The 20,820-nt window shown below is 76.3% G+C and carries 20 protein-coding genes; 7 read left to right on the top strand and 13 right to left on the bottom strand.

Features of this window, described 5'->3' with window-relative positions:
- Positions 1-58 precede the first annotated feature (58 nt).
- Genes ACI796_RS06970 through ACI796_RS06955 form a run of 4 tightly spaced genes read right to left on the bottom strand, consistent with a single transcriptional unit; the run spans position 59 to position 3,857 of the window.
- Positions 59-817 (bottom strand): iron ABC transporter ATP-binding protein, encoded by a 759-nt coding sequence (locus ACI796_RS06970; protein WP_456940502.1) that lies wholly within the window; start codon positions 815-817, stop codon positions 59-61.
- Entirely contained in the window at positions 814-1,821 is a 1,008-nt protein-coding gene (locus ACI796_RS06965) for an iron chelate uptake ABC transporter family permease subunit (protein WP_456940501.1), read from the bottom strand. Before ACI796_RS06965 ends, ACI796_RS06970 begins: the two co-directional genes overlap by 4 nt.
- Positions 1,811-2,830, bottom strand: coding sequence for an ABC transporter permease (locus ACI796_RS06960; RefSeq protein WP_456940500.1), 1,020 nt, complete (start codon positions 2,828-2,830; stop codon positions 1,811-1,813). Before ACI796_RS06960 ends, ACI796_RS06965 begins: the two co-directional genes overlap by 11 nt.
- A gap of 16 nt (positions 2,831-2,846) precedes the next feature.
- Positions 2,847-3,857, bottom strand: a complete 1,011-nt coding sequence (locus ACI796_RS06955; RefSeq protein ID WP_456940499.1) for a siderophore ABC transporter substrate-binding protein — start codon at positions 3,855-3,857, stop codon at positions 2,847-2,849.
- A gap of 134 nt (positions 3,858-3,991) precedes the next feature.
- On the opposite strand from ACI796_RS06955, the gene ACI796_RS06950 reads away from it, so the two are divergent.
- Positions 3,992-4,984: an aldo/keto reductase gene (locus ACI796_RS06950; protein ID WP_456940498.1), complete on the top strand. Its 993-nt coding sequence runs from the start codon at positions 3,992-3,994 to the stop codon at positions 4,982-4,984.
- 26 nt (positions 4,985-5,010) lie between these two features.
- Here ACI796_RS06950 and ACI796_RS06945 read toward each other — a convergent pair whose 3' ends face one another.
- Positions 5,011-5,820 carry a PaaX family transcriptional regulator C-terminal domain-containing protein gene (locus ACI796_RS06945; RefSeq protein WP_456940497.1) on the bottom strand — a complete coding sequence of 270 codons (810 nt, stop codon included), beginning with the start codon at positions 5,818-5,820 and terminating at the stop codon, positions 5,011-5,013.
- Positions 5,821-5,882: 62 nt separating this feature from the next.
- Between ACI796_RS06945 and ACI796_RS06940 the strand changes: the two genes are divergently transcribed.
- Entirely contained in the window at positions 5,883-6,248 is a 366-nt protein-coding gene (locus tag ACI796_RS06940) for a hypothetical protein (RefSeq protein WP_456940496.1), read from the top strand.
- Positions 6,241-6,723 carry a hypothetical protein gene (locus tag ACI796_RS06935; protein ID WP_456940495.1) on the top strand — a complete coding sequence of 161 codons (483 nt, stop codon included), beginning with the start codon at positions 6,241-6,243 and terminating at the stop codon, positions 6,721-6,723. Before ACI796_RS06940 ends, ACI796_RS06935 begins: the two co-directional genes overlap by 8 nt.
- A gap of 4 nt (positions 6,724-6,727) precedes the next feature.
- Here the strand turns inward: ACI796_RS06935 and ACI796_RS06930 are convergent, their stop codons facing one another.
- Positions 6,728-7,549, bottom strand: a complete 822-nt coding sequence (locus tag ACI796_RS06930) for a hypothetical protein (RefSeq protein ID WP_456940494.1) — start codon at positions 7,547-7,549, stop codon at positions 6,728-6,730.
- A gap of 121 nt (positions 7,550-7,670) precedes the next feature.
- Here ACI796_RS06930 and ACI796_RS06925 point away from each other — a divergent pair, with 121 nt between their 5' ends.
- Positions 7,671-10,070, top strand: coding sequence for a SpoIIE family protein phosphatase (locus ACI796_RS06925; RefSeq protein ID WP_456940493.1), 2,400 nt, complete (start codon positions 7,671-7,673; stop codon positions 10,068-10,070).
- Between the two features lie 13 nt (positions 10,071-10,083).
- On the opposite strand, the gene ACI796_RS06920 is transcribed toward ACI796_RS06925, so the two are convergent.
- On the bottom strand, positions 10,084-10,584 hold the full coding sequence (locus tag ACI796_RS06920; RefSeq protein WP_456940492.1) for a flavin reductase family protein: 501 nt from the start codon (positions 10,582-10,584) through the stop codon (positions 10,084-10,086).
- Positions 10,581-11,525, bottom strand: coding sequence for a hydroxymethylglutaryl-CoA lyase (locus ACI796_RS06915; protein WP_456940491.1), 945 nt, complete (start codon positions 11,523-11,525; stop codon positions 10,581-10,583). The genes ACI796_RS06920 and ACI796_RS06915 overlap by 4 nt, the downstream gene beginning before the upstream one ends.
- Positions 11,526-11,654: 129 nt before the next feature.
- On the opposite strand from ACI796_RS06915, the gene ACI796_RS06910 reads away from it, so the two are divergent.
- Positions 11,655-12,545, top strand: a complete 891-nt coding sequence (locus ACI796_RS06910) for a diguanylate cyclase domain-containing protein (protein WP_456940490.1) — start codon at positions 11,655-11,657, stop codon at positions 12,543-12,545.
- A gap of 6 nt (positions 12,546-12,551) precedes the next feature.
- Here the strand turns inward: ACI796_RS06910 and ACI796_RS06905 are convergent, their stop codons facing one another.
- Complete coding sequence (locus tag ACI796_RS06905) at positions 12,552-13,181, bottom strand: hypothetical protein (RefSeq protein ID WP_456940489.1); 630 nt, start codon at positions 13,179-13,181, stop codon at positions 12,552-12,554.
- 294 nt (positions 13,182-13,475) lie between these two features.
- Between ACI796_RS06905 and ACI796_RS06900 the strand changes: the two genes are divergently transcribed.
- Positions 13,476-14,315, top strand: coding sequence for an endonuclease domain-containing protein (locus ACI796_RS06900; protein WP_456940505.1), 840 nt, complete (start codon positions 13,476-13,478; stop codon positions 14,313-14,315).
- Here the strand turns inward: ACI796_RS06900 and pgm are convergent.
- The 4 genes from pgm to ACI796_RS06880 form a co-directional block, all read right to left on the bottom strand.
- Positions 14,228-15,862 (bottom strand): phosphoglucomutase (alpha-D-glucose-1,6-bisphosphate-dependent), encoded by a 1,635-nt coding sequence (gene pgm, locus ACI796_RS06895; protein ID WP_456940488.1) that lies wholly within the window; start codon positions 15,860-15,862, stop codon positions 14,228-14,230. The genes ACI796_RS06900 and pgm overlap by 88 nt on opposite strands.
- Positions 15,863-15,906: 44 nt before the next feature.
- Positions 15,907-17,619, bottom strand: a complete 1,713-nt coding sequence (bluB, locus tag ACI796_RS06890; RefSeq protein ID WP_456940487.1) for a 5,6-dimethylbenzimidazole synthase — start codon at positions 17,617-17,619, stop codon at positions 15,907-15,909.
- A complete protein-coding gene (locus tag ACI796_RS06885; RefSeq protein WP_456940486.1) occupies positions 17,616-17,933 on the bottom strand; it encodes a hypothetical protein in 318 nt (105 codons plus the stop codon). The genes bluB and ACI796_RS06885 overlap by 4 nt, the downstream gene beginning before the upstream one ends.
- A gap of 256 nt (positions 17,934-18,189) precedes the next feature.
- Complete coding sequence (locus tag ACI796_RS06880) at positions 18,190-19,032, bottom strand: alpha/beta fold hydrolase (RefSeq protein ID WP_456940485.1); 843 nt, start codon at positions 19,030-19,032, stop codon at positions 18,190-18,192.
- Between the two features lie 69 nt (positions 19,033-19,101).
- Between ACI796_RS06880 and ACI796_RS06875 the strand changes: the two genes are divergently transcribed.
- Positions 19,102-20,805: a helicase gene (locus ACI796_RS06875; RefSeq protein WP_456940484.1), complete on the top strand. Its 1,704-nt coding sequence runs from the start codon at positions 19,102-19,104 to the stop codon at positions 20,803-20,805.
- Positions 20,806-20,820 lie beyond the last annotated feature (15 nt).

Raw genomic sequence — 20,820 nt, 5'->3', positions numbered from 1 at the left:
GTCGACCTGCTGTCCCCTCCCGCGCGGGGAGACGACAGCAGGTCGACACCGCGCGCGCTCAGCCGTAGTACAGGGCGACCGGGCGGCCGTCGATCTCGCGGACGTCGACGGCCGTGTCGTAGATCGCCGCCAGCACCTCGGGACGCATGACGTCGCGTGCGGGGGCGTCCGCGACGACGGCGCCGTCCCGCATCGCCACGATGCGGTCGGCGTGGGCCGCCGCCGAGTTGACGTCGTGCAGCACGGTGACGACCCGCTTCCCGAGCTCGTCGGCCATCGTCCGGACCAGCCGCATGATCTCGCCCATGTGCCGCAGGTCGAGGTTGTTGAGCGGCTCGTCGAGCAGCACGTACTCGGTGTCCTGGGCGAGGACCATCGCGATGAACGCGCGCTGGCGCTGACCGCCCGACAGCTCGTCGAGGAAGCGGTCCCGGTGGGGGTCCAGCTCCAGGTAGGCGATCGCCCGGTCGACGTGCTCGCGGTCGGCGACGGTGAGCCGGCCCCGCGAGTGCGGGAAGCGCCCGAACCCCACGAGGTCGGAGACGGTCAGCCGCGCGGCGACGTGGTTGTCCTGGCGCAGCACGGCCAGGCGCCGGGCCAGCTCCTGCGACGGCGTCGTCGCGACGTCCCGGCCGTCCACCGTGACCCGCCCGGCGTCGGGCCGGACCAGGCGGCCGATCAGGCCGAACAGCGTCGACTTGCCCGCGCCGTTCGGGCCGATGAGCGCCGTCACCCCCTCGCCGCCGAGGCGGATCGTGACGTCGTCGACCACCGTCTGGCCGCCGTAGCGCTTGGTGACGCCCTCGAGCGCGATCACCGCGCCCCCTTCCGCAGGACGAGGTACAGGAAGAACAGCCCGCCGGCGAAGTCGATGACCGTGGAGAGGGTGCCGCCGAAGCCGAGCACCCGCTCCAGGACCAGCTGGCCGCCGAGCAGGCAGACGACGCCGAGCAGCACCGCCGTGGGCACCGTCCACACGTGGCGGAACGAGCCCGCCCACGAGTAGGCGAGGTTGGCGACGACCAGGCCGAAGAACAGGATCGGCCCGACCAGCGCCGTCGACGCCGCGACCATCACCGAGACGACCAGGAACAGCGTCATCACCACGCGCCGGTGGTCGACGCCCAGGCCCACCGCGGCCGGCTCGCCGAGGGTCAGCACGTCCAGGGTGCGCAGCAGCGGCACGACCACCCCGCAGCCGAGGACGACGAGGCCCGCGGTGAGCGCGAGCAGCGTCTCGTCGGGCCGGGTCAGGGAGGCGAAGAACGCGTCGGAGAGCACCTGGAAGTCCAGCGGGTCGAGCATCCGCTGCATCCACTCGGTGAAGGCGCGGAAGAACGTGCCCAGCACGATGCCGACCAGCAGCATCAGGTGGATCGACCGCCGCTTCCCGCCGAACAGCCAGGTGAACAGCACGACGCTGAACGCGACCATGACCGCCACCTGCACCGCCCACAGGACGAGCGGGTCGGCCGCCAGGAACGCCGCGGACCCGGCGGCGAAGACGACGACGGTCGAGACCAGGACGTAGAACGCGTCGAACCCCATGATCGACGGGGTGAGGACGCGGTTCTGGGTGATCGTGTGGAAGACGACCGTCGAGACCCCGACCGCCGCCGCGACGACGACCATCGCGGCCACCGTCAGGCCGCGCTTCTCCAGCGCGTAGGCCAGCGAGCCGGGGACGTCGGTGAACAGGTAGACGGCGGTCAGGGCGAGGACGACGGCGCCGAGCGCGGCCAGGCGGGCCGCGGGCCCGGTCCGGCGCACCCGCACCGCCACGCGGGGGCGGACCGCCGTCGGCGCGGGGTCAGTGAGCACGGCTCCCCCTCCGCAGCAGCAGCCAGAGGAACAGCACCGCCCCGACGACGCCGACGACGACCGACAGCGGGATCTCGTAGGGGAAGCGCACGACCCGCGCGAGGACGTCGCAGGCGACGACGAACAGGGCCCCGAGCGCGGCGACCCACGGGATCGCCCGGCGCACGTTGTCGCCGATCAGCAGGCTGACGACGTTCGGGACGACGAGGCCGAGGAACGGGACCAGCCCCGCCGTGACGAGCACGGCCGCGGTGATGACCGCGACGACGACCATGCCCACGGCGACCACGCGGCGGTAGTCGAGGCCCAGGTTGGTCGCGAACTCCTCGCCGAGGCCGATGACGCTGAACCGGTCGGCGGCCAGCCAGGCGACGACGACCATCGCGCCGGCGATCCACACGAGCTCGTACCGGCCCTGCACGACGCCGGCGAAGCTGCCCTGCGCCCACTGCCCGAGGGACTGCAGCAGGTCCAGGCGGTAGGCGACGAACGTCGTCACCGCGCCGACGACGCCGCCGAGCATGATGCCGACCAGCGGGACGAGGACGAGCTGGCGGACCGGCACCGCCCGCACCACCCGCAGGAACACCCAGGTCCCGACGAGGCCGAACACCGCGGCGACGACCGTCTTGCCGACGACGGCCAGCCCCGGCAGGAACACCGTCGTCACGAGCATGCCGAGCGTCGCGAACTCGGTGACGCCGGTGGTGCTCGGCTCCACGAACCTGTTCCGCACGAGCATCTGCATGATCAGCCCGGCGATGCCCAGCGAGGCCCCGGCGAGGACCAGGGCCACGGTGCGCGGGATCCGGCTGGCCCCGAGCAGGAAGGCCGCGGTGCCGTCGGACCCGCCGGTGAGCACCGACACCGGGGAGACGTCGGAGACGCCGGTGAACAGGCTCGCGACCGCGAGGACCGCGAGCAGCACGCCGACGAGCACCCCCACGCCGGTGCGCCGGGTGCGCGCCGGGGCGGGGGTGCTCGCGGGACCCGTGTCGAGTGCCGTCACGGAGGAGGTGCGGGACTCAGCCGGCGATCTGCAGGACGTCGTCGATCATGATCCGGGTGGTGTCGATGCCACCGAAGACGACGTACCAGGCGACCGGGTCGAGGTAGTGGATCTGGTCCTGCTGCGCGGCGGTCGTCTGCGCCACGATGTCGTTGTCGAGCACCGCCGCGGCCGCCTGCGCGCCCTCCTCGCCGGTGGCGGCGTCGCGGTCGACGACCCACAGGTGGTCGGGGTCGGTCTCGAGCAGGAACTCGAAGGACACCGGCTCGCCGTGCGTGGCGGCCTGGACGTCGTCGACGACGGGCTGCACGCCGAACGCGTCGTAGATGAGCCCGCCGCGCGCACCGCGGGCGTCCGCGCCGTCGCCGGCCGGGGCCATCGCGCTGAGCTCGCCGCCGGAGACCATGAGACCGAGGCCGGTGCCCGCGTCGGCGGTGGCGGCCCGCGCCTCCTCGATGCCCGCCTCGAGGTCGGCGACGGCCGCGGCCGCCTCGTCCTCCGCGCCGAGCACCTCGCCGAGGAAGGTGGCGTTGCGCTCGAGGGTCTCGGTGTAGGTGCCGCGCAGGCTCAGGTCGACCGTCGGCGCGATCTCGCTGAGGTCCTCGTACAGCGCCGCGGAGCGGCCGCCGATGACGATGAGGTCGGGCTGCTGCGACTCGATCTCGACCAGGTCCGCCTCGAACAGCGTGCCCGCGTCGAACGCGTCGTCGGCCAGGTACTGCTGGAGGTAGTCGGGCACCGACTCCAGCGGGGCGCCGGCGACCTCGCCGCCCAGCGCGCCGATGGTGTCGAGGCTGGCCATGTCGAGGACGACGATCCGCTCCGGGTCCACCGGGACCTCGACCGTCGTCTCCTCGTACTCCGGCTCCTGGTCCTCGGCGGCGGTGTTCCGGTCCCACGTCCACGTGACGGTCCCGGCGTCGGTCGCGGCCTCGGCCACCGGCTCGTCGGACGAGCACGCGCCGAGCGCGAGGACCGTGGCCAGGGACAGGGAGGTGGCCGCCATCGGCCGGATCGCGGTGCGCATCGTTCTCCTGCTCGGAAGTAGGTCAGGCTGCCCTAACTGAGGACGGCCTAACCTGCCACAGCCCGTGGAGCAGCGGAACGGCGGGGTCCGCTCACGGCCGGTTGTCCCCGTTCCCGGGCGGGCAGGAGCGGCCCATGCAGACACGCACCCTCGGCTCCCTGTCCGTCCCCGCCATGGGGCTGGGCTGCATGGGGATGAGCGAGTTCTACGGCACCGGCGACCAGGCCGAGGCCGAGCGCACGATCCAGCGGGCCCTCGACCTCGGCGTCACCTTCCTCGACACCGCGGACATGTACGGCCCGTTCACCAACGAGCGGCTGGTCGGGAAGGCCATCGCCGGGCGCCGCGACGAGGTGGTGCTCGCGACCAAGTTCGGCAACGAGCGCGGCGAGGACGGCTCGTTCCGCGGGATCAACGGCCGGCCGGACTACGTGCGGCGGGCCTGCGACGCCTCGCTCGAGCGGCTCGGCGTCGACGTCGTCGACCTCTACTACCAGCACCGGGTGGACACCACCGTCCCGGTCGAGGACACCTGGGGCGCGCTGGCGGAGCTGGTCGAGGCGGGCAAGGTGCGCCACGTCGGCATCTCCGAGGCCGCGCCGGAGACCATCCGCCGGGCGCACGCCGTCCAGCCGGTCACCGCCGTGCAGACCGAGTACTCGCTGTGGAGCCGCGACCCCGAGGAGAACGGCGTCCTGGCCACCTGCGCCGAGCTCGGCATCGGGTTCGTCGCCTACTCGCCGATCGGCCGCGGCTTCCTCTCCGGGCAGATCCGCAGCGTCGACGACCTCGCGCCCGACGACTTCCGCCGGCACAACCCGCGGTTCCAGGGCGAGGCGTTCCAGCGGAACCTGCGCCTGGTCGACCGGGTGCGGGAGATCGCCGACGAGAAGGGCGTGACGGCGTCGCAGCTCGCGCTGGCCTGGGTGATGGCGCAGAGCGACCGCGGGGGCAACCCGGGCGTGGTGCCGATCCCCGGGACCAAGCGGGTGCGCTACCTCGAGGAGAACGCCGCGGCCGCCGACGTCGGGCTCACCGACGACGACCTGCGCCGGCTCGACGAGGCCGCCCCGGTCGGCGCCGCGGTCGGCGACCGCTACCCGGACATGTCCGGCGTCCACCGCTGAGGAGCCATCTCCGCGACGAGGGCTCCTCAGGCTGCCCGGGGGGCGACGGCCCCCAGCACCTCGGCGACGTGGGCGCGGGCGGCGGCGGCCAGCCGGGCACCGACGTCGGTCCACGTGTCGCGGATCTCGCGCGCCGGCCACGCCTCCGGCTGCAGCGCCGGGGGCAGCAGCGGGTCGCCGGTGAGCACCGCCCGCATGTCTGCCCGCAGCCGCAGGTGCCGGCCGAGCGCGGCCGCGCCCTGGGGCACCTCACCGGCGACCGCGCGCAGCCGGTCGAGCACCCGGGTCCAGGCGGTACCGAGCCGGGTGAGGTCCCAGCACCGGGCGGCCAGGTCGGCGTCGGACAGCCGCGGGTCGGCCACGTGCGCGGTGAGCAGGTCCAGCCGGGAGGTGCGCTCGCCGGCCAGCTCGGCGCGCACCTCCTCCAGCGCGACGGCGTGCGGGGACACCCAGGTGGCCGGCGCCAGCGGGCCGAAGCCGGCGCGGGCGAGGGCGCGCCGCACCCGCTCGCGGGCCGCGCGGTCGGTCTCCGGGACGCCGTAGACGACCATCCGCCACTCGCCGTCCCACGGGCCCAGCCGCCGCTGGACCCGGTCGTCGCGGGCGGCCACCGCCGCGCGCAGCACCGCGGTCGGGGCCAGCAGCGTCTCCCGCCCGCGCCGGGACGCGGCCAGCCAGCCGGCGCGGCGCAGCGCCGCCGCGGCGACCCGCGCGCTCGGTTCGGCCACCCCGCACGCGGCGAGGAGGCCGACCAGCGCCTGCAGCGGCACCGGGTCGCCGGTGACGGCGTCCAGGTGCTCGGTGCACAGGTCCACCACCAGGTCGCGGACGGTCATGGTCCATGCCTACCCCGCGCCCGCTCCCGGCTCCCCCGCGAGGCGCGCGATCATGGGAGGCGATGAACGCCCTCCTCGTCTGGTCGGCCACGGCGGTGGCCGTGCTGGTCGCGCTCGCCGGCCTGGCCTCCACCCTCGCGCGCCGGCGGATCGGCCTGCTGCACCTGGCCGGCGCCGCGGTGCTCGAGGTGCTGCTCGTCGTCCAGGCGGTGGTGGCGGCGGCGGCGCTGGCGGGCGGGCAGCGGCCCCCGGAGACGGCGACGTTCGTCGGCTACCTGGCCGGCGTCGTCCTGCTGCCGGTGGCCGGGGTGCTGTGGTCGCGCACCGAGCCCAGCCGCTGGGCGGGGACGGTGCTGGCCGTGGCGTCGCTGGTCACCGCCGTCATGGTGTGGCGGCTGGTGCAGCTCTGGGAGGCCCCCGGTGCCTGAGCGGGACGCGCGCGGCACCGCGCCGGGCGGGACCGCCGCCGGGCCGGGCCGGGTGCTGGTGGCCGTCTACGCCGTCTTCGCGCTGGCCGCGGGGGCGCGCGCCGGCGTGCAGCTGGCCACCCGCTTCGACGAGGCGCCGGTGGCCTACCTGCTGTCGGCCCTGGCCGCGGTGGTCTACGCGATCGCCACGGTCGGGCTGGCCCGCGGCGGGCGGGCGGGCCGGCGGACCGCCGTCGTCGCCTGCTCGGTGGAGCTGGCCGGCGTGCTGGTGGTGGGCGTGCTGTCGCTGGTGGACCGGGCGGCCTTCCCGGACGAGACCGTGTGGTCGGCGTTCGGCCGCGGCTACGGGTTCGTGCCGCTGGTGCTGCCGGTGCTCGGCCTGCTGTGGCTGCGCCACCAGGCCGAGGTGGCGGCGGGGTCGTCGGGGGAGGAGGCGGCCGAGACCGTCCCCGAGGACGGCCCCGGCCGGGCCTGAGCGGTCAGAAGTCGCCGCCCCCGAAGTCGCCGCCGAAGTCCCCGCCGCCGAAGTCCCCGCCGCCGAAGTCCCCGCCCCCGCCGTAGTCACCGCCGCCGAAGCCGTTGTCGGCCCCGCCCGCGAAGTCGGCGCCCGGGTCCCCGCCGTAGTCACCGTCGGAGGCCGCGTGGTCGCCCCCGCCGCCGTCGCCGGCCCCGGCGCCGTCCTGGTAGCCCTCGGCGTAGGCCTCCTCGTCGCCGCCGCCGAACAGCCCGGAGTCGTCCAGTCCGGTGTCGAACAGTGCGTCGGCGACCGCCGTCCCGATGACCAGGCCGCCGATGGTGCCGAGCATGCTGCCGCCGATGGAGCCGGCGAAGCCGCCCATCCGGGGCCCGTAGCCGCCCCCGTAGCCGTACCCGCCCCCGTAACCGGCGCCGTAGCCGGGCCCGTAGCCGGGACCGCCGCCGTAGCCGCCGAAGGTCCGCTCGAGGAACCCGGGCTGGCGCAGCTCGGCGCGGGTGGCGACCCGGGCCAGCGTCTGGGCGTCGTCGCTGCGCGGACGTTCGGACGCCGGCACCCCGGCCGCGAGCTGGGTCAGCACCTCCTGCCGCTGCTCCGGGGTGAGCTGGGCGAAGGCCTCCGCGTGCGCCTGCTCGATCTGGTCCGGCGGCGCGGTCTTCAGCAGGTAGCGGTAGCGCTGGATGGCCTGCTGGTCGGTCAGCTGCCGGTCCCCGGAGGCCGGGGGAGCGGGCGGCGGTGCGGGCGGCGGGGCGTAGCCGTCGTAGCCGCCGTAGGCCGAGGGTTCCGGCGCACGGCGCCGGCCGAGGAGCCGGTCGAGCAGTCCCATGACGTCTCCCTCCCGAGTGGTCTCCCGGGAAGGTGCCCGGCGGGGCGCCGCGCACACCTGTCCGGGCAGGTCACCTGGCGGTCGGAGGCGGTCGGCCCGGGACAGCCGGTAGATTCGTTGCGTGCGACCGGACGGCAACCGACCGCGGGAGGAGCTGGGGCCGCCGCCCGGGCTGCTCCCCGGTGTCGGCGGGCCCACCGACTCCCCGCCCGGCGACGGCATCCCCCCGCGCACCCGCGCCGCCATGGCCGAGGCCACGGCACCCGCCGCGGACGGCGCCTCGGACCGGCAGGCCGGCATCGTCAGCGCCGCCACCGCCGTCGTCTCCGAGCACCGCGGGGACCGCTCCGCCTCCACGGCCCTGCCCGCGGTCCTGGCCGACGTCCCGGTCGCGGTCCTGCTCATCGACCAGGAGTCGGGCGCGGTCACCTACGCGAACACCGCCGCGGTCGAGATGGCCGGCAACGTCCGCCTGCCGGTCGACGTCGACACCTGGGGCGCGTCGGCCGGCCTCACCGACCTCGGCGGCGCCCCGCTGGCCCGGACGAGCGGCCCGCTGTCGCTGGTGGCCCAGGGCGCGCCCGTCACCGGCGAGGCGGTGCGGCTCTCGCCGGGCCGCAGCACCGACGCCGGCCGCGCCCGGGAGGACGACGGGGACGCCGACCGGCTGCTCTGGGTGACCGGCTTCCCGCTGTCGCAGCCGGACAGCACGCAGCAGCTGTCGCTGGTGGTGCTGCTGGAGGTCGAGAACGCGGGCGGCGAGGACGCCGACGCCGAGCTGCAGGCGCTGCGCGAGCGGGCCGTGGTGGCCACCGACATCGCGTTCACGATCACCGACCCCCGCCAGCCGGACAACCCGCTGGTCTGGGTCAACCCGTCGTTCTCCCGGATCACCGGGTACTCCTACGAGGAGTCGGTGGGGCGCAACTGCCGCTTCCTGCAGGGCCCCAGCACGGACCGGGGCACCATCGAGCAGATCCGCGCGGCCCTGCAGGCGCGGGAGGCGACCACCGTCACGCTGCTCAACCACCGCCGCGACGGCACCGCCTTCTGGAACCAGCTCGCGATCAGCCCGGTGTTCGACGGCGACGGCGAGCTGGTCAGCTTCGTCGGCGTCCAGACCGACGTCACCGAGCGGGTGCGGGTCGAGGCCGAGCGGGAGGCCGCCTTCGCCGCCGAGCAGGCCGCCCGGCAGGAGGCCGAGCTCGCCCGCGCGGTGGCCGAGCAGGCACGGGCGGACGCCGAGCGGGCACAGGAGGACGCCGAGAGCGCCCAGGCGCGGCTCGCGCTCATGGCCGAGGCGACCAGCACGCTGATCGCCACCCTCGACGTCGCCGACGTGCTCGACCGGCTGGCCACCCTGTGCGTGCCGCAGCTGGCCGACTGGGCGGTCATCACGCTCGTCGACGAGTCCGGGGAGGTCCGGGAGCTGGTCTCCCGCGACCGCGAGCACCAGCGCACCGACCTTCGCCGGTTCGACGCCGGGCACGCCCTGCGGCTGCCCCCGGACTCGCCGAGCCAGCGCAGCATCGCCACCTCGCGCGCGGTGCTGGTCGAGCGGCTGCCCGAGCGGCTGGACGGGGAGACCGCCTCCCCGGTGGCCCAGGAGATCGCCCAGCGGCTCGGCGCGGCGTCGGCGTTGAGCGCGCCCATGGTGGCCCGCCGCCGCACCCGTGGGGCGATCACGCTGGTGCGCACCTCGCCGGAGCGCCCGTTCACCCCCCACGACGTCGGGCTGGTCGAGGACCTCGCCCGCCGGGCGGCCCTGGTCATGGACAACGTGCGGCTCTACCAGCAGGAGCACGCCGTCGCCGACACCCTCCAGCGGTCCCTGCTGCCGGACCTGCCGGAGATCGCCGGCCTCGAGGCCGCCGCGCACTACGTCAGCGCCTCGACCGCGGCCGACGTCGGCGGGGACTTCTACGACCTGCTGCAGCTGCCCGACGGGTCGGTCGGGATGGTCGTCGGCGACGTCGTCGGCCACGACGTCGCCGCGGCGGCCGCGATGGGCCACCTGCGCGGGCTGATCCGCGCCTGCCTCTGGGACGCCCCCGACCCGTACCCGAGCACGGTGCTCACCCGCGTCGACCGGCTGGTGCAGGGCCTGCGGGTCGCCTCGCTGGCGACGATGGCCTACCTGCGCGCCCTCCCGCCGGACGGGCCCGGCGGCGCCTGGACCGCGCAGCTGGCCAACGCCGGCCACCCGCCGCTGCTGCTGCGCTCACCCGACGGCTCCGTGCAGCCGGTCGACGGCGTCACCGGCCTGCTGGTCGGCGTCGACGCCACCGCCACGCGGCGGACGCGGACGCTGCGGCTGCCGCCGGGCTCCACGGTGCTCGCCTACACCGACGGGCTGGTGGAGACCCCCGGCTCGGACCTCGACCAGGGCATCGCCGCGCTGGTGGAGCGGCTGTCGGCCACCCCGGTCGACGCCTCGCCCCGCGACCTGTGCGACGCCGCGGTCAGCGGCACCCTCGACGGCCGCGACGACGTCGCGCTGATCGCCGTCCGCTTCGGCTGACCGTCCCGGCCCGTCAGGCGCCGTCGACCTCCACGAACCCGTAGCGGCCGCGGTGGAACAGCAGCGGACGGCGGCCGGGGTCGGCGCCGAGGTCCAGCACGCGGGCCGCGACGATCGTGTGGTCGCCGCCGTCGTACTCCGCCCACAGCGTGCAGTCGATCCACGCGACGACGCCGTCGAGCACCGGGGAGCCGCGCCGGCTCGGCCGCCACGGGACGCCGGCGAACTTGTCGACGCCCGAGCGCGCGAACGCCGCCGACAGCCCGGACTGGTCCTCGGCGAGGACGTTGACGCAGAACCGGCCGATGGCCCGCAGCCGCGGCCAGGTGCTCGACGTGCGCGCCGGCGCGAGTGCCACCAGCGGCGGGTCCAGCGACAGCGAGCTGAACGATTGGCAGGTGAAGCCGATCGGGCCGTCGTCGGTGTCCGCGGTGACCACGGTGACGCCGGAGGCGAAGTGGCCGAGCACGTCCCGCATGACCCGCGGGTCGACGACCTCCGCCGGACCGCTCACGCCGTCGTCCCGGCCGCCGCCCGGGGGACCGAGCGACCGCCGGCGCGGTACAGGGAGCTGGGCAGCTCGTGGCCGACAGCGGACTCGGTGACCCGCGCGGCGGCCAGCAGCGCGTCCAGGTCGATGCCGGTGCGCACGTCGGACTCCTCCAGCCAGTGGACGAGCTCCTCGGTGGCGATGTTGCCGCTCGCGCCGGGCGCGAACGGGCAGCCGCCGAGCCCGCCGACGGAGGCGTCGAGCTGGGTCACCCCGGCCTGGACGGCGGCCAGCGCGTTGGCCTGGCCGGTGCCGCGGGTGTCGTGGAAGTGGACCGCGACCGGGGTGCCGGGGCAGGCGCGCCGGACGGCGTGCAGCAGGCGGACCACCCGCGCCGGCGTCGTCGTCCCGATCGTGTCGCCCAGGCACAGGGCGTCGGCGCCGGCGGTGACCGCGGCGCGGCAGACGTCGACGGTGCGGGCGATCGGGGTGCGCCCGTCGAACGGGCAGTCCCAGGCGGTGGCGACGACGACCTCCAGCGAGCCGCCGGCGCCGTGCGCCAGCGCGGCCACCTCGCCGACGCCGGTCAGGGCCTCGGCGGTGGAGCGGCCGGCGTTGGCCCGGCTGTGCCCGTCGGAGGCGGACACGACCAGCTCGAGGTCGGCGATGCCGGCGTCGACCGCGCGCACCGCGCCGCGGGGGTTGGCGACCAGCGCCGACCAGTGCACGCCCGGCCACCGGGACAGCTCGGCGGCCACCCGGTCGGCGTCGGCCAGCGCCGGGACGGCCTTCGGCGAGACGAACGACGTCACCTCGATGCGGCGCACGCCGGTGGCCACCAGCGCCTCGAGCATCGCGAGCTTGCCCTCGAGCGGGACGGGGGCCTCCAGCTGCAGCCCGTCCCGCATGCCGACCTCGCGGACGTCCACCGCCGTCGGCAGCACCAGGTCGAAGTCCGACGGCACCGCTGCCCTCCTGTCTGCTCGCCCGGACGGGGGAACCCGACCATCCTGCCTCGTGAGGGGGTTCCACGTGGAACGGAGGAGGTAATGACTGGGGTCGGTACACCGAGCCGAGGTGCGGGAGGAGGCGCCGTGGACGGAGGGCGTGCCACGGGCACCCTGCCGCCCCCCGATCTGGGCAGCGCGTTCACCAACTCGCCGATGGGCGTGGCGCTGAGCACCCCGGAGGGCGTGCTGATCGAGGCGAACGCCGCGCTCGGCGAGCTGCTCGGCCGCGACCCCGGGTCGTTGCGCGGCACGACGCTGTCCGCCGTCACCCACCCCGAGGACGTGGCCGGCGCGGAGGCCGTCCTCACCGGCCTGCGGGAGAGCCGCGGCCGGGCCCGGCACGAGTGCCGGATGGTGCGGTCCGACGGGGAGGTCGTGCCGGTCCAGGTGACGTCGTCCTGGGTCGACGGCACCCCGGACGTCACCCCGCCCCACCTGGTCCTGGTGGTCGAGGACGTCACCGAGCGCAAGGCGATGGAGGCCCGGCTGCTGCACCTGTCGGCGCACGACCCGCTCACCGGGCTGCCCAACCGGCTGCTGTTCCACGACCGGCTGCGGCACGCGCTCGAACGCGGCCACCGCGAGCACACGCCGACCTGCGTGCTGGTGCTCGACCTCGACGGGTTCAAGGCGGTCAACGACCAGTTCGGTCACCCCGTCGGTGACGCCGTCCTCGTGGCCGTGGCCGGCCACCTGGCGTCGGTGCTGCGGGCCAGCGACACCGCCGCCCGGCTGGGCGGCGACGAGTTCGCCGTCGTCTGCGAGAACACCGAGCGGGCGGACGCCGAGGTGCTGGCCACACGGCTGCGGGAGGCGTTCCCCGGCTCGCTGAGCATCGGCTCGACCACCGTGCGGGTGGGCCTGAGCATCGGCATCGGCTCGGTCGACGGCGGGGTGGACCCCGAGGACGCGCAGGAGGCCGTGGTCCGGGAGGCCGACGCGGCGATGTACGCCGACAAGGCCCGCCGCCGCTGAGCTCCCTCAGGCGCGCGGGCCGGCCCAGCCCACCGTGCGCGGCAGCCGGGCGAACACCGCGGTGAGCACCGGCAGCGGCAGCGCGAGCACGAGGAACGCGGTGAAGCCGGCCACGTCGTCGGCGTCCTGCGTCGCGGCGCCGACGACGAGGGCGAGGAAGAGGACGACGACCGAGGCGAGCGCTGAGGCGAACAGGACCGTCGGGGAGTGCCGGCCCAGCAGCCGCGCCGCCCCGGTGACCAGCCCGGCCGCGCAGGGGAGGCCGAGCAGCAGCGTGACGGTGATCGGGTCGTCCTCGGCGCCGGTGAGCACCGCGACGAGGAAGGCCAGCGACACCAGCGCGGTCAGGCCGCCGGTGACGAAACCGAGCACGGCCGCGGTGGTCGCCGTCCCCGGCCGCCCGGGACCGTGCGGCCACGCCGGAGGCGCGAGCGGCACCGCCACCCAGCCGGGACCGTACGGACCCGGCTGGGGGTGGGGCGGGACCTGCGCGTAGGGCGGCACGGGGCCGTACCGGACGCCGTGGACGTGCTGGGCGCCGTACGTGGGCTGGTTGCCGTACGCGGGCGGCGGGGGAGGGGGGACGGACCCGGGCGGGACGACGTCCCACTCCTGCTCGTACGGCTGACCGCTCATGCGCCCAGTCTGCGGTCGCCGCCCTCCCGGGACGGGGGTCCGACCCCGTGTCCACACCCGACCGTGGCAGAAATGGCCATTCCTGCCGCGCCTGTGGACGACGACGGCGGGATGTGGGCCGCGCAGGCCACCCTCTCCCGGTGCCCGGTCCTGCTCGGTTCGTCACCGGCGTCTTCGTCGGGAGTCACGCCGTGTCCACCGGTGACCTGACGTCGCGGCACCTGCGGTCGTTCCGCCGCGTCGTCCAGGGCGTCCACGCCGATCCCGCGCTGCTGTTCGACCACCGGCTGCGCTGTGAGGCGGTGGCTCTGCTGCTGCCTCCCGGCGCGGTCCTGGGCGGCAGCTCGGCAGCGGGGTGGCACGGCCTCCGTGGCCCGGGCAGGACGACCCCGTCACCGTGCTGCGGCCCGCCGGCCTCGAGTGGATGGGTCCCCGAGGGGTGCGGGTGCACCGGAGCGCGGTCGATCCGGGAGGGGTCGAGGCGCGCGACGGTGTCCCGCTCAGCACTGCCCTGCCCACGTGCTGGGACGTCGCCGCGTCGGAACCGCTGGGGACCGCGGTCGCCGGCCCGGACGCGATGGTCAGGGCGGACTCCGTCTCCCGCGAGGACCTGTCGGCCACCGTGCGCGCCGGCTCGGGACGGTGGGGTGTGACCCGGGTGCGCCGGGCGGTGTCCCCGGTCGACCCGCGGGCCGAGTCGGGTCCGGAGTCCCGCGTGCGGGTGGCGCTCGTGACGGGCCGGCCTCGTGCCCCGAACCGCAGGTCGAGGTCCGGCACGCCGGCCGCTTCGTCGCCCGGGTCGACCTCGCCTTCCCCGAGGCGCGGCTCGCGGTCGAGTACGAGGGGGAGCACCACGTCGGCGGCGTCCAGATCGTCCGCGACGACGAGCGACGTGCACGGCTGAGGGCGGCCGGCTGGCGGGTCATCCGCCTCAGCGCGGCCGACCTCCGTGCCCTGGACGCCGCCGTCCGGCGCGTCCTGGCGGCCCTGACCGCGACCCGGGCGGCAGGAACGGCCATTCCCGCCGCCCGGGGTCAGGGCTCGGGTCAGGCGCCGAGGGCGGCACCGACGACGGCGCGGGCCTCCTCCTGCACCTGCGCGAGGTGGTCGGGGCCCTTGAACGACTCGGCGTAGACCTTGTAGACGTCCTCGGTCCCCGACGGGCGGGCGGCGAACCAGGCGTTCTCGGTGACGACCTTCAGCCCGCCGATCGCGGCGTCGTTGCCGGGCGCGCGCGTGAGCTTGGCCGTGATCGGCTCGCCGGCGAGCTCGGTGGCGGTGACGTCCTCCGGCGACAGCTTCCCCAGGGCGGCCTTCTGCTCGCGGGTGGCCGGGGCGTCCACCCGCGCGTAAGCCGATTCGCCGTACCGCCCGGTCAGCTCCGCGTGCAGCTGCGACGGCGAGCTGCCCGTCACCGCCTGGATCTCGCCGGCCAGCAGCGCGAGCAGGATGCCGTCCTTGTCCGTGGTCCACACCCCGCCGTCGCGGCGCAGGAACGACGCCCCCGCGGACTCCTCGCCGCCGAACCCGACCGACCCGTCGAGCAGGCCGGGCACGAACCACTTGAACCCGACCGGCACCTCGACCAGCCGCCGCCCCAGCCCGCCGACGACGCGGTCGATCAGCGACGACGACACCAGCGTCTTGCCGACGGCGACGTCCCCGCCCCACTCCGGGCGGTGCGCGAACAGGTAGGAGATCGCGACGGCGAGGAAGTGGTTGGGGTTCATCAGCCCGGCGTCGGGGGTGACGATCCCGTGCCGGTCGGCGTCGGCGTCGTTGCCGGTGGCGATCGCGTAGTCGGCGCGCTTGCCGATGAGCGAGGCCATCGCCGACGGCGACGAGCAGTCCATCCGGATCTTGCCGTCCCAGTCGAGCGTCATGAACCGCCACGTGGGGTCGACCAGCGGGTTGACCACGGTGAGGTCGAGCCGGTGCCGCTCGGCGATCGCCGCCCAGTAGTCGACGCTCGCCCCGCCGAGCGGGTCGGCGCCGATCCGGACACCGGCCGAGCGGACGGCGTCGAGGTCGAGCACCGCGGGCAGGTCGTCGACGTAGGTGGCGACGTAGTCGTACCGCTGCGCCGCCGCGTGCGCCCGGGCGAACGGCACCCGCCGCACGCCGTCGAGCCCGGCGGCCAGCAGCTCGTTGGCGCGGTCGGCGATGACCTTCGTGGCGTCGGTGTCGGCCGGGCCGCCCGAGGGCGGGTTGTACTTGAAGCCGCCGTCGCGGGGCGGGTTGTGCGACGGGGTGACGACGATGCCGTCGGCCAGGCCGCTGCTCTTCCCCCGGTTGGCGCCGAGGATCGCGTGGCTCACCGCCGGGGTGGGCGTGTACCGCCCGGCGGCGTCGACGAGCACGGTGACGTCGTTGGCGACGAGCACCTCCAGCGCGCTGGCCCACGCCGGCTCGGACAGCGCGTGGGTGTCGCGGCCGAGGAACAGCGGCCCGTCGAAGCCCTGCGCCGCCCGGTACTCGCAGATCGCCTGGGTGGTGGCCAGGATGTGCGCCTCGTTGAACGCGGTGTCGAACGCCGACCCGCGGTGCCCCGAGGTCCCGAACGAGACCCGCTGCGCCGGATCGGCCGGGTCGGGCACCAGCGTGTAGTAGGCGGTCACCAGCGAGGCGACGTCGACCAGGTCGGACGGAGCGGCCGGCTGGCCGGCGCGGGGATCGGTCACGCCGCCGATCCTGGCCCGACCGGGGCCCGGCTGGCGACCCGGCGTCACCCCACCCGGGCGGTCGTCCGCCGCACCCGGAGGCCGTCGAGCAGCAGGCCGGCGGCCAGCGAGGCGCCGGCGCCCTCCCCGGCGCGCAGCCGCAGGTCCAGCAGCGGCTCCAGGCCGAGGGCGTGCAGCACCAGCTCGTGCCCGCGCTCGCGGCTGCGCTGCCCGGCGAGCAGGCAGGCCTGCGCGCCGGGTTCGAGCAGCACGGCGGCCAGTGCGGCCACCGAGACCGCGAACCCGTCCAGGACGACGGGGGTGCGCGCCGCCGCGGCGCCGAGGACCGCCCCGGCCAGCACGGTGAGCTCCGGCCCGCCCAGCTCGGCCAGCGCCCGCACGGGATCCAGACCGCTCCCGGCCCGGGCCACCGCCGCGGCCACCACGGCGCGCTTGCGCTCGAGGACCTCGCTGTCGGCGCCGGACCCCAGCCCGGTGACGTCGGCGGGGTCGGCGCCGAGCAGCCCGGCGGCCAGGGCGGCGGCGACGGTCGTGTTGCCCACGCCCACCTCGCCGAGCGCGAGCAGGCCGTCGCGGGCGCCCAGGTCCCGCCCGGCGGCCAGCAGCCGCTCGACGTCGGCGGCGGTCAGGGCGGGGGCCGCGGCCAGGTCGCCGCGCGGGCCGGCCGGGCGGGCGTCCACCGCGCCCGGCAGCGGGTCGCCGTCCACCCCGGCGTCGACGACGACCGTCGTCAGCCCGGCCGCGGCCGCGGCGGTGGCGCCGACCGAGGTGCCGGCCAGCGCGGCGCGGACGACGTCGCGGGTGACGTGCCCGCCGTAGGCCGAGACGCCGAGCGCGGCGACCGGGTGGTCGGCGGCGGCCAGCACGAGCGCGCCGCCGGTGACGTCGCCGCGGCCGAGCGCCACCACGCGGTCCACCGCACGGTCGAGCACGCCGAGCGAGCCCGGGGGAGTGAGCAGGCGGTCGGCCTCGTCGCGGGCGCCGACCACGTCCTCGCGCCCGGGCGCGCGCAGGTGCGACGGCGGAGCGGTGGGGCCGCCGTCGTCGGCGGGCCAGCGGTCCTCCAGGACGACGGCGTCCAGCGGCAGCCGCCGCGACCAGCCGGCCCGCTCCAGCCCGGGGGCAGGCGGGCGCTCGTCGGGCCAGCCCAGGCACAGCCAGCCGAGGGTGGCCACGCCGTCGGGCAGGCCGACCAGCCCGGCCAGCTCCTCGGGACGGAACAGCGTCACCCAGCCCATGCCCAGGCCCTCGGCGCGGGCGGCCAGCCACAGGTTCTGGATCGCAGCGGCGCAGCTCCACAGGTCGGCGTCGGGGAAGGTCGCGCGGCCCAGCACGCCGGCCGCGGGCGTGCGCCGGTCGCAGCAGACGACGATCCCCAGCGGCGCCTCGCGTACGCCCTCGAGCTGCAGGTCGAGCAGCCGGCGGGCGGCGTCGGGCTCCATCTGCGCGGCCTGGCGCAGCCGTTCGCGGTCGGTGAGGACGGCGGCGCGGTCCCGGACGCCTGCGTCCCGGACGACGACGAACCGCCACGGCTGGCTGTGCCCGACCGATGGCGCCGCGTGCCCCGCGGCCAGCACCCGGCGCAGGACGTCGTCGGGCACCGGGTCGGGGCGGTAGCGGCGGACGTCGCGGCGGGCGGCGACGACGGCGTAGAGACCCCCGGCGTCGTCGGGCATGGCCCAGCCGGCGGGGTCGCCGGCCCGCTGGGCCGCCGAGGTGGCGTCGCCGATGACCGGGACCGGCCGCGGGTAGGTCACGGGTGCCGCCTCCGCAGCCGGGCGGGGGCCCGGCGGGTCCAGGCCTCGTCGAGCAGGTCGGCGACGACGTCCGGGTCGGCCGCGGCGAGGTCGACCCGCACGCCCGAGAGCCGCTTCCCCCACCACAGCAGCGAGACCGCGCCGCCCTCGGCCGCGCGCGCCTCCGACTCCCCGAGCATGACGTTGAGGATGCCCGGTGCCCACAGCGTGGCGAGCACGGCGGTCCCCAGCCGGAACGACGGCCGGCCGTGGTGGTCGGCCTCGGTGACCTCCGGCAGCGCCAGGGCCAGCGCGCGGACCTGCTCCTCCGTCACGCCCGCCCCCCGGTCATCCCTCCAGCCTCGCAGCGGCCGGTGACGGCCTCCAGTCGCCGGCGGGCACGACGGGACGGCTCAGGCGCTCGCCGCGATCCCCGCGAGGAGCGCGATCCCGATGATCCCCACCCCCTCGACGGCGGCGACGGGCTCACGCGCGACTGCGGGGGAGTCGTCGCCCCGGACGGGCCGCTGACGACGTCTTCCCCGCAGGTGCCGGCGACCACCCCGCAGGGGCGCTCCCGAGGGACGCCCCTCAGCCCTCGACGGCGTCCAGGAAGCGGCGGAGCGTCTCGAGGAAGACCTCGGGCTGCTCGGAGTGCACCCAGTGGCCGGCGTTCTTCACCTTGACCAGCCGCGTGCGGGGGAACAGCTCCTCCATGCGCGGCCGGTCCTCCGGCAGCACGTAGTGGCTGTTCGCGCCGGCGATCCAGAGCACCGGGCCGTCGAAGGTGGCACCGGGCAGCGGATCGGGGAAGCCGCGCAGCTCGCCGAGGTCGCGCTCGAGGGTCTCCAGGTTCAGCCGCCACCGCCACCGGCCCGAGCCCACACCCTCGCGGACCAGGCTCTGCAGCAGGAACGACCGCACCATCGTGCTGGGCACCGCCTCGCGCAGCGCCCGGTCGGCGTCCTCCCGGGTGCGCAGCGCGCCGAGGTCCACCGCCCGCATCGCGGCGATGAACGCGCCGAACGGGGAGGCCTCCTCGTCGGGGTCGTCGGTGCGGCCGCCGGACACCGGGTACTCGACCGGCGCGATGTCGACGACGACCAGCGCACGCAGCAGCTCCGGCCGGCGCAGCGCCAGCTGCATCGCCACCTTGCCGCCCATCGAGTGCCCGACCAGCGTCACCGGCTCGCCGAACGACTCCAGCTCCGCGGCCACCAGCCCGGCCATGTCCACGTAGTCGACGCGGTCGGTCCACGGCGAGTGCCCGTGGTTGGGCAGGTCGAGCAGCGTCACCCGGTGGCGGTCGGCCAGCCCCTTGGCCGCCGTCGTCCAGTTCTTGCCCTGGCCGAACAGCCCGTGGACGAACACCACCCGCGGGCCGGCCTCGCCGACGGTGCGCGCCGCCAACCCCTCGTCAGACTGCGGCCCCATCCGGCGATTCCACCAGATCCGCGGGCGACGGCGACCTACCGTGCCGGGGACGACGGGGGAGGTCCCAGCATGCCCGGACGGCGCCGCGCCGCCACGACCACCGAGCGCCGGACGAGGAAGCGGCGGTCGACGGCCCGCCGGCCGGCGGTGCCCGACCTGCCCACCGCCGGCGCCGGCGAGCGGGTGTGGGTGCTCGCCGTCCCGTTCCGCGCCCCGGCCCCCGGCGCCGCCTGGCACGCCGGGCTGCAGGCGCACGTGTGGGTCGGCGCGCAACTGCCGCCGGCGCTGGCGCCCTACGACCCGCCGCCGTACACCCTCGAGCGCTTCCTCGAGGACGAGCTCAACGAGACGCCGCGGCCGCTGCCCGAGGGCCGGCCGATGATCCCCCGCGACGAGCAGTGCACCGGTGCCGAGGCCGTCGTCACCTCCGCCGCGGCCGGGCACCGGGTGTTCCTGCTCGGCGACGACCCCGGCGTCGGCAAGACCGGCACGGCGGTCATGGCCGCCCGGGAGATCTGCGAGCTGCGCGGCGGGGAGCGGGTGCTCGTCGTCGCCGACCGCCCGGCGGCCATCACCATCCCGCACTGGACCCGCTCGATCGCCGGCTTCGGCGACGGCGGCCTGCGCTGGTGCGTCACCACCTGGGACCGGCTGGCCAAGGTGTCGAAGACGTCGTTCGACGTCGTGATCGCCGACGAGGCGCACATGGTCCGGCACACGACGACGCAGCGGTGGAAGCACTGGAAGGCGGTCTCCGGCGGCGCCCGCGCGAAGGACGCCCCGTTCGTCGTCGCCGCCACCGCCACCCCGGCGCACACCCCGCTGGAGCTGCCCTACCTGGCGCCGCAGTTCGCCCAGGTGCACGGTGAGCCGCTGCGCGCCTGGGCGGACCTGCCGGCGAAGCTCGCCGAGCACGGGTTCCACGTGGAACGCGGCCGCTACGGCTGGGCGTGGACCGAGGACGCCGACGCCCGCCGCGCCGACCTCGCCCGGCTCCAGGGCTGGCTGGCCGACGCCGACCCGCCGGCCACGCTGCACCGCCCGGCACCGTGGGGACCGGTGTCGGTGACCGGGACACCGGTGGCGCTCACCCCCGCCGAGCAGGCCGCCTACGAGTCGGAGTGGCAGGAGTTCCGCGCCGAGATGCAGCTGGCGCGCCGGGCCCGGCAGAGCGCCCGCGGCCGCGCCGCGCTGCTGCGGTTCCGGCAGAAGGCGGGGCTGATCCGCGCGCAGGCGACCGTCGACTGGGTGCGCGCCCAGGTCGAGGCCGAGCGGCAGGTCGCGGTGTCGGTGGAGTTCGTGGAGACCGCGGCCGACCCGATCCGCGAGGCGCTGCTGGACTCCGGCATCGCGGTGGCGTCGATCTACGGGCGCGACCGGTTCGACGTCGAGGCCGAGCGGCTGCGCTTCCAGACCGGCGAGGCCCCGGTCTGCGTGTTCACCGTGACCGCCTCGATCAGCCTCCACGCCGGCGAGCTGCTGCCCGGCGGGACGACCGCCTCGACGACGCCGCGGGTGGGGCTGTTCCACCAGCCGCGCTTCTCCGGCATCCAGGCCCGCCAGGTCACCGGCCGCACCCACCGCGACGGGCAGGTCTCCCCGTGGCGGGTGGCCTTCGCGGAGGGCACGGTCGAGGAGCAGGTGGCCCGGGTGATGGTGGAGCGGCTGGCGGTCAGCGGGTCGACGGCGGGCGCGGACACCTCATCGCTGCAGGAGATCGCCGAGCTGCTCGACGCGGACTGGCTGCCGCCGGCCGCGCTCACGGAGGGCTGAGGCACGCCGTCCGGC

It is taken from the genome of Geodermatophilus sp. SYSU D00525, from assembly GCF_054050475.1.
This window is presented reverse-complemented; position numbering and strand designations above follow the sequence as displayed.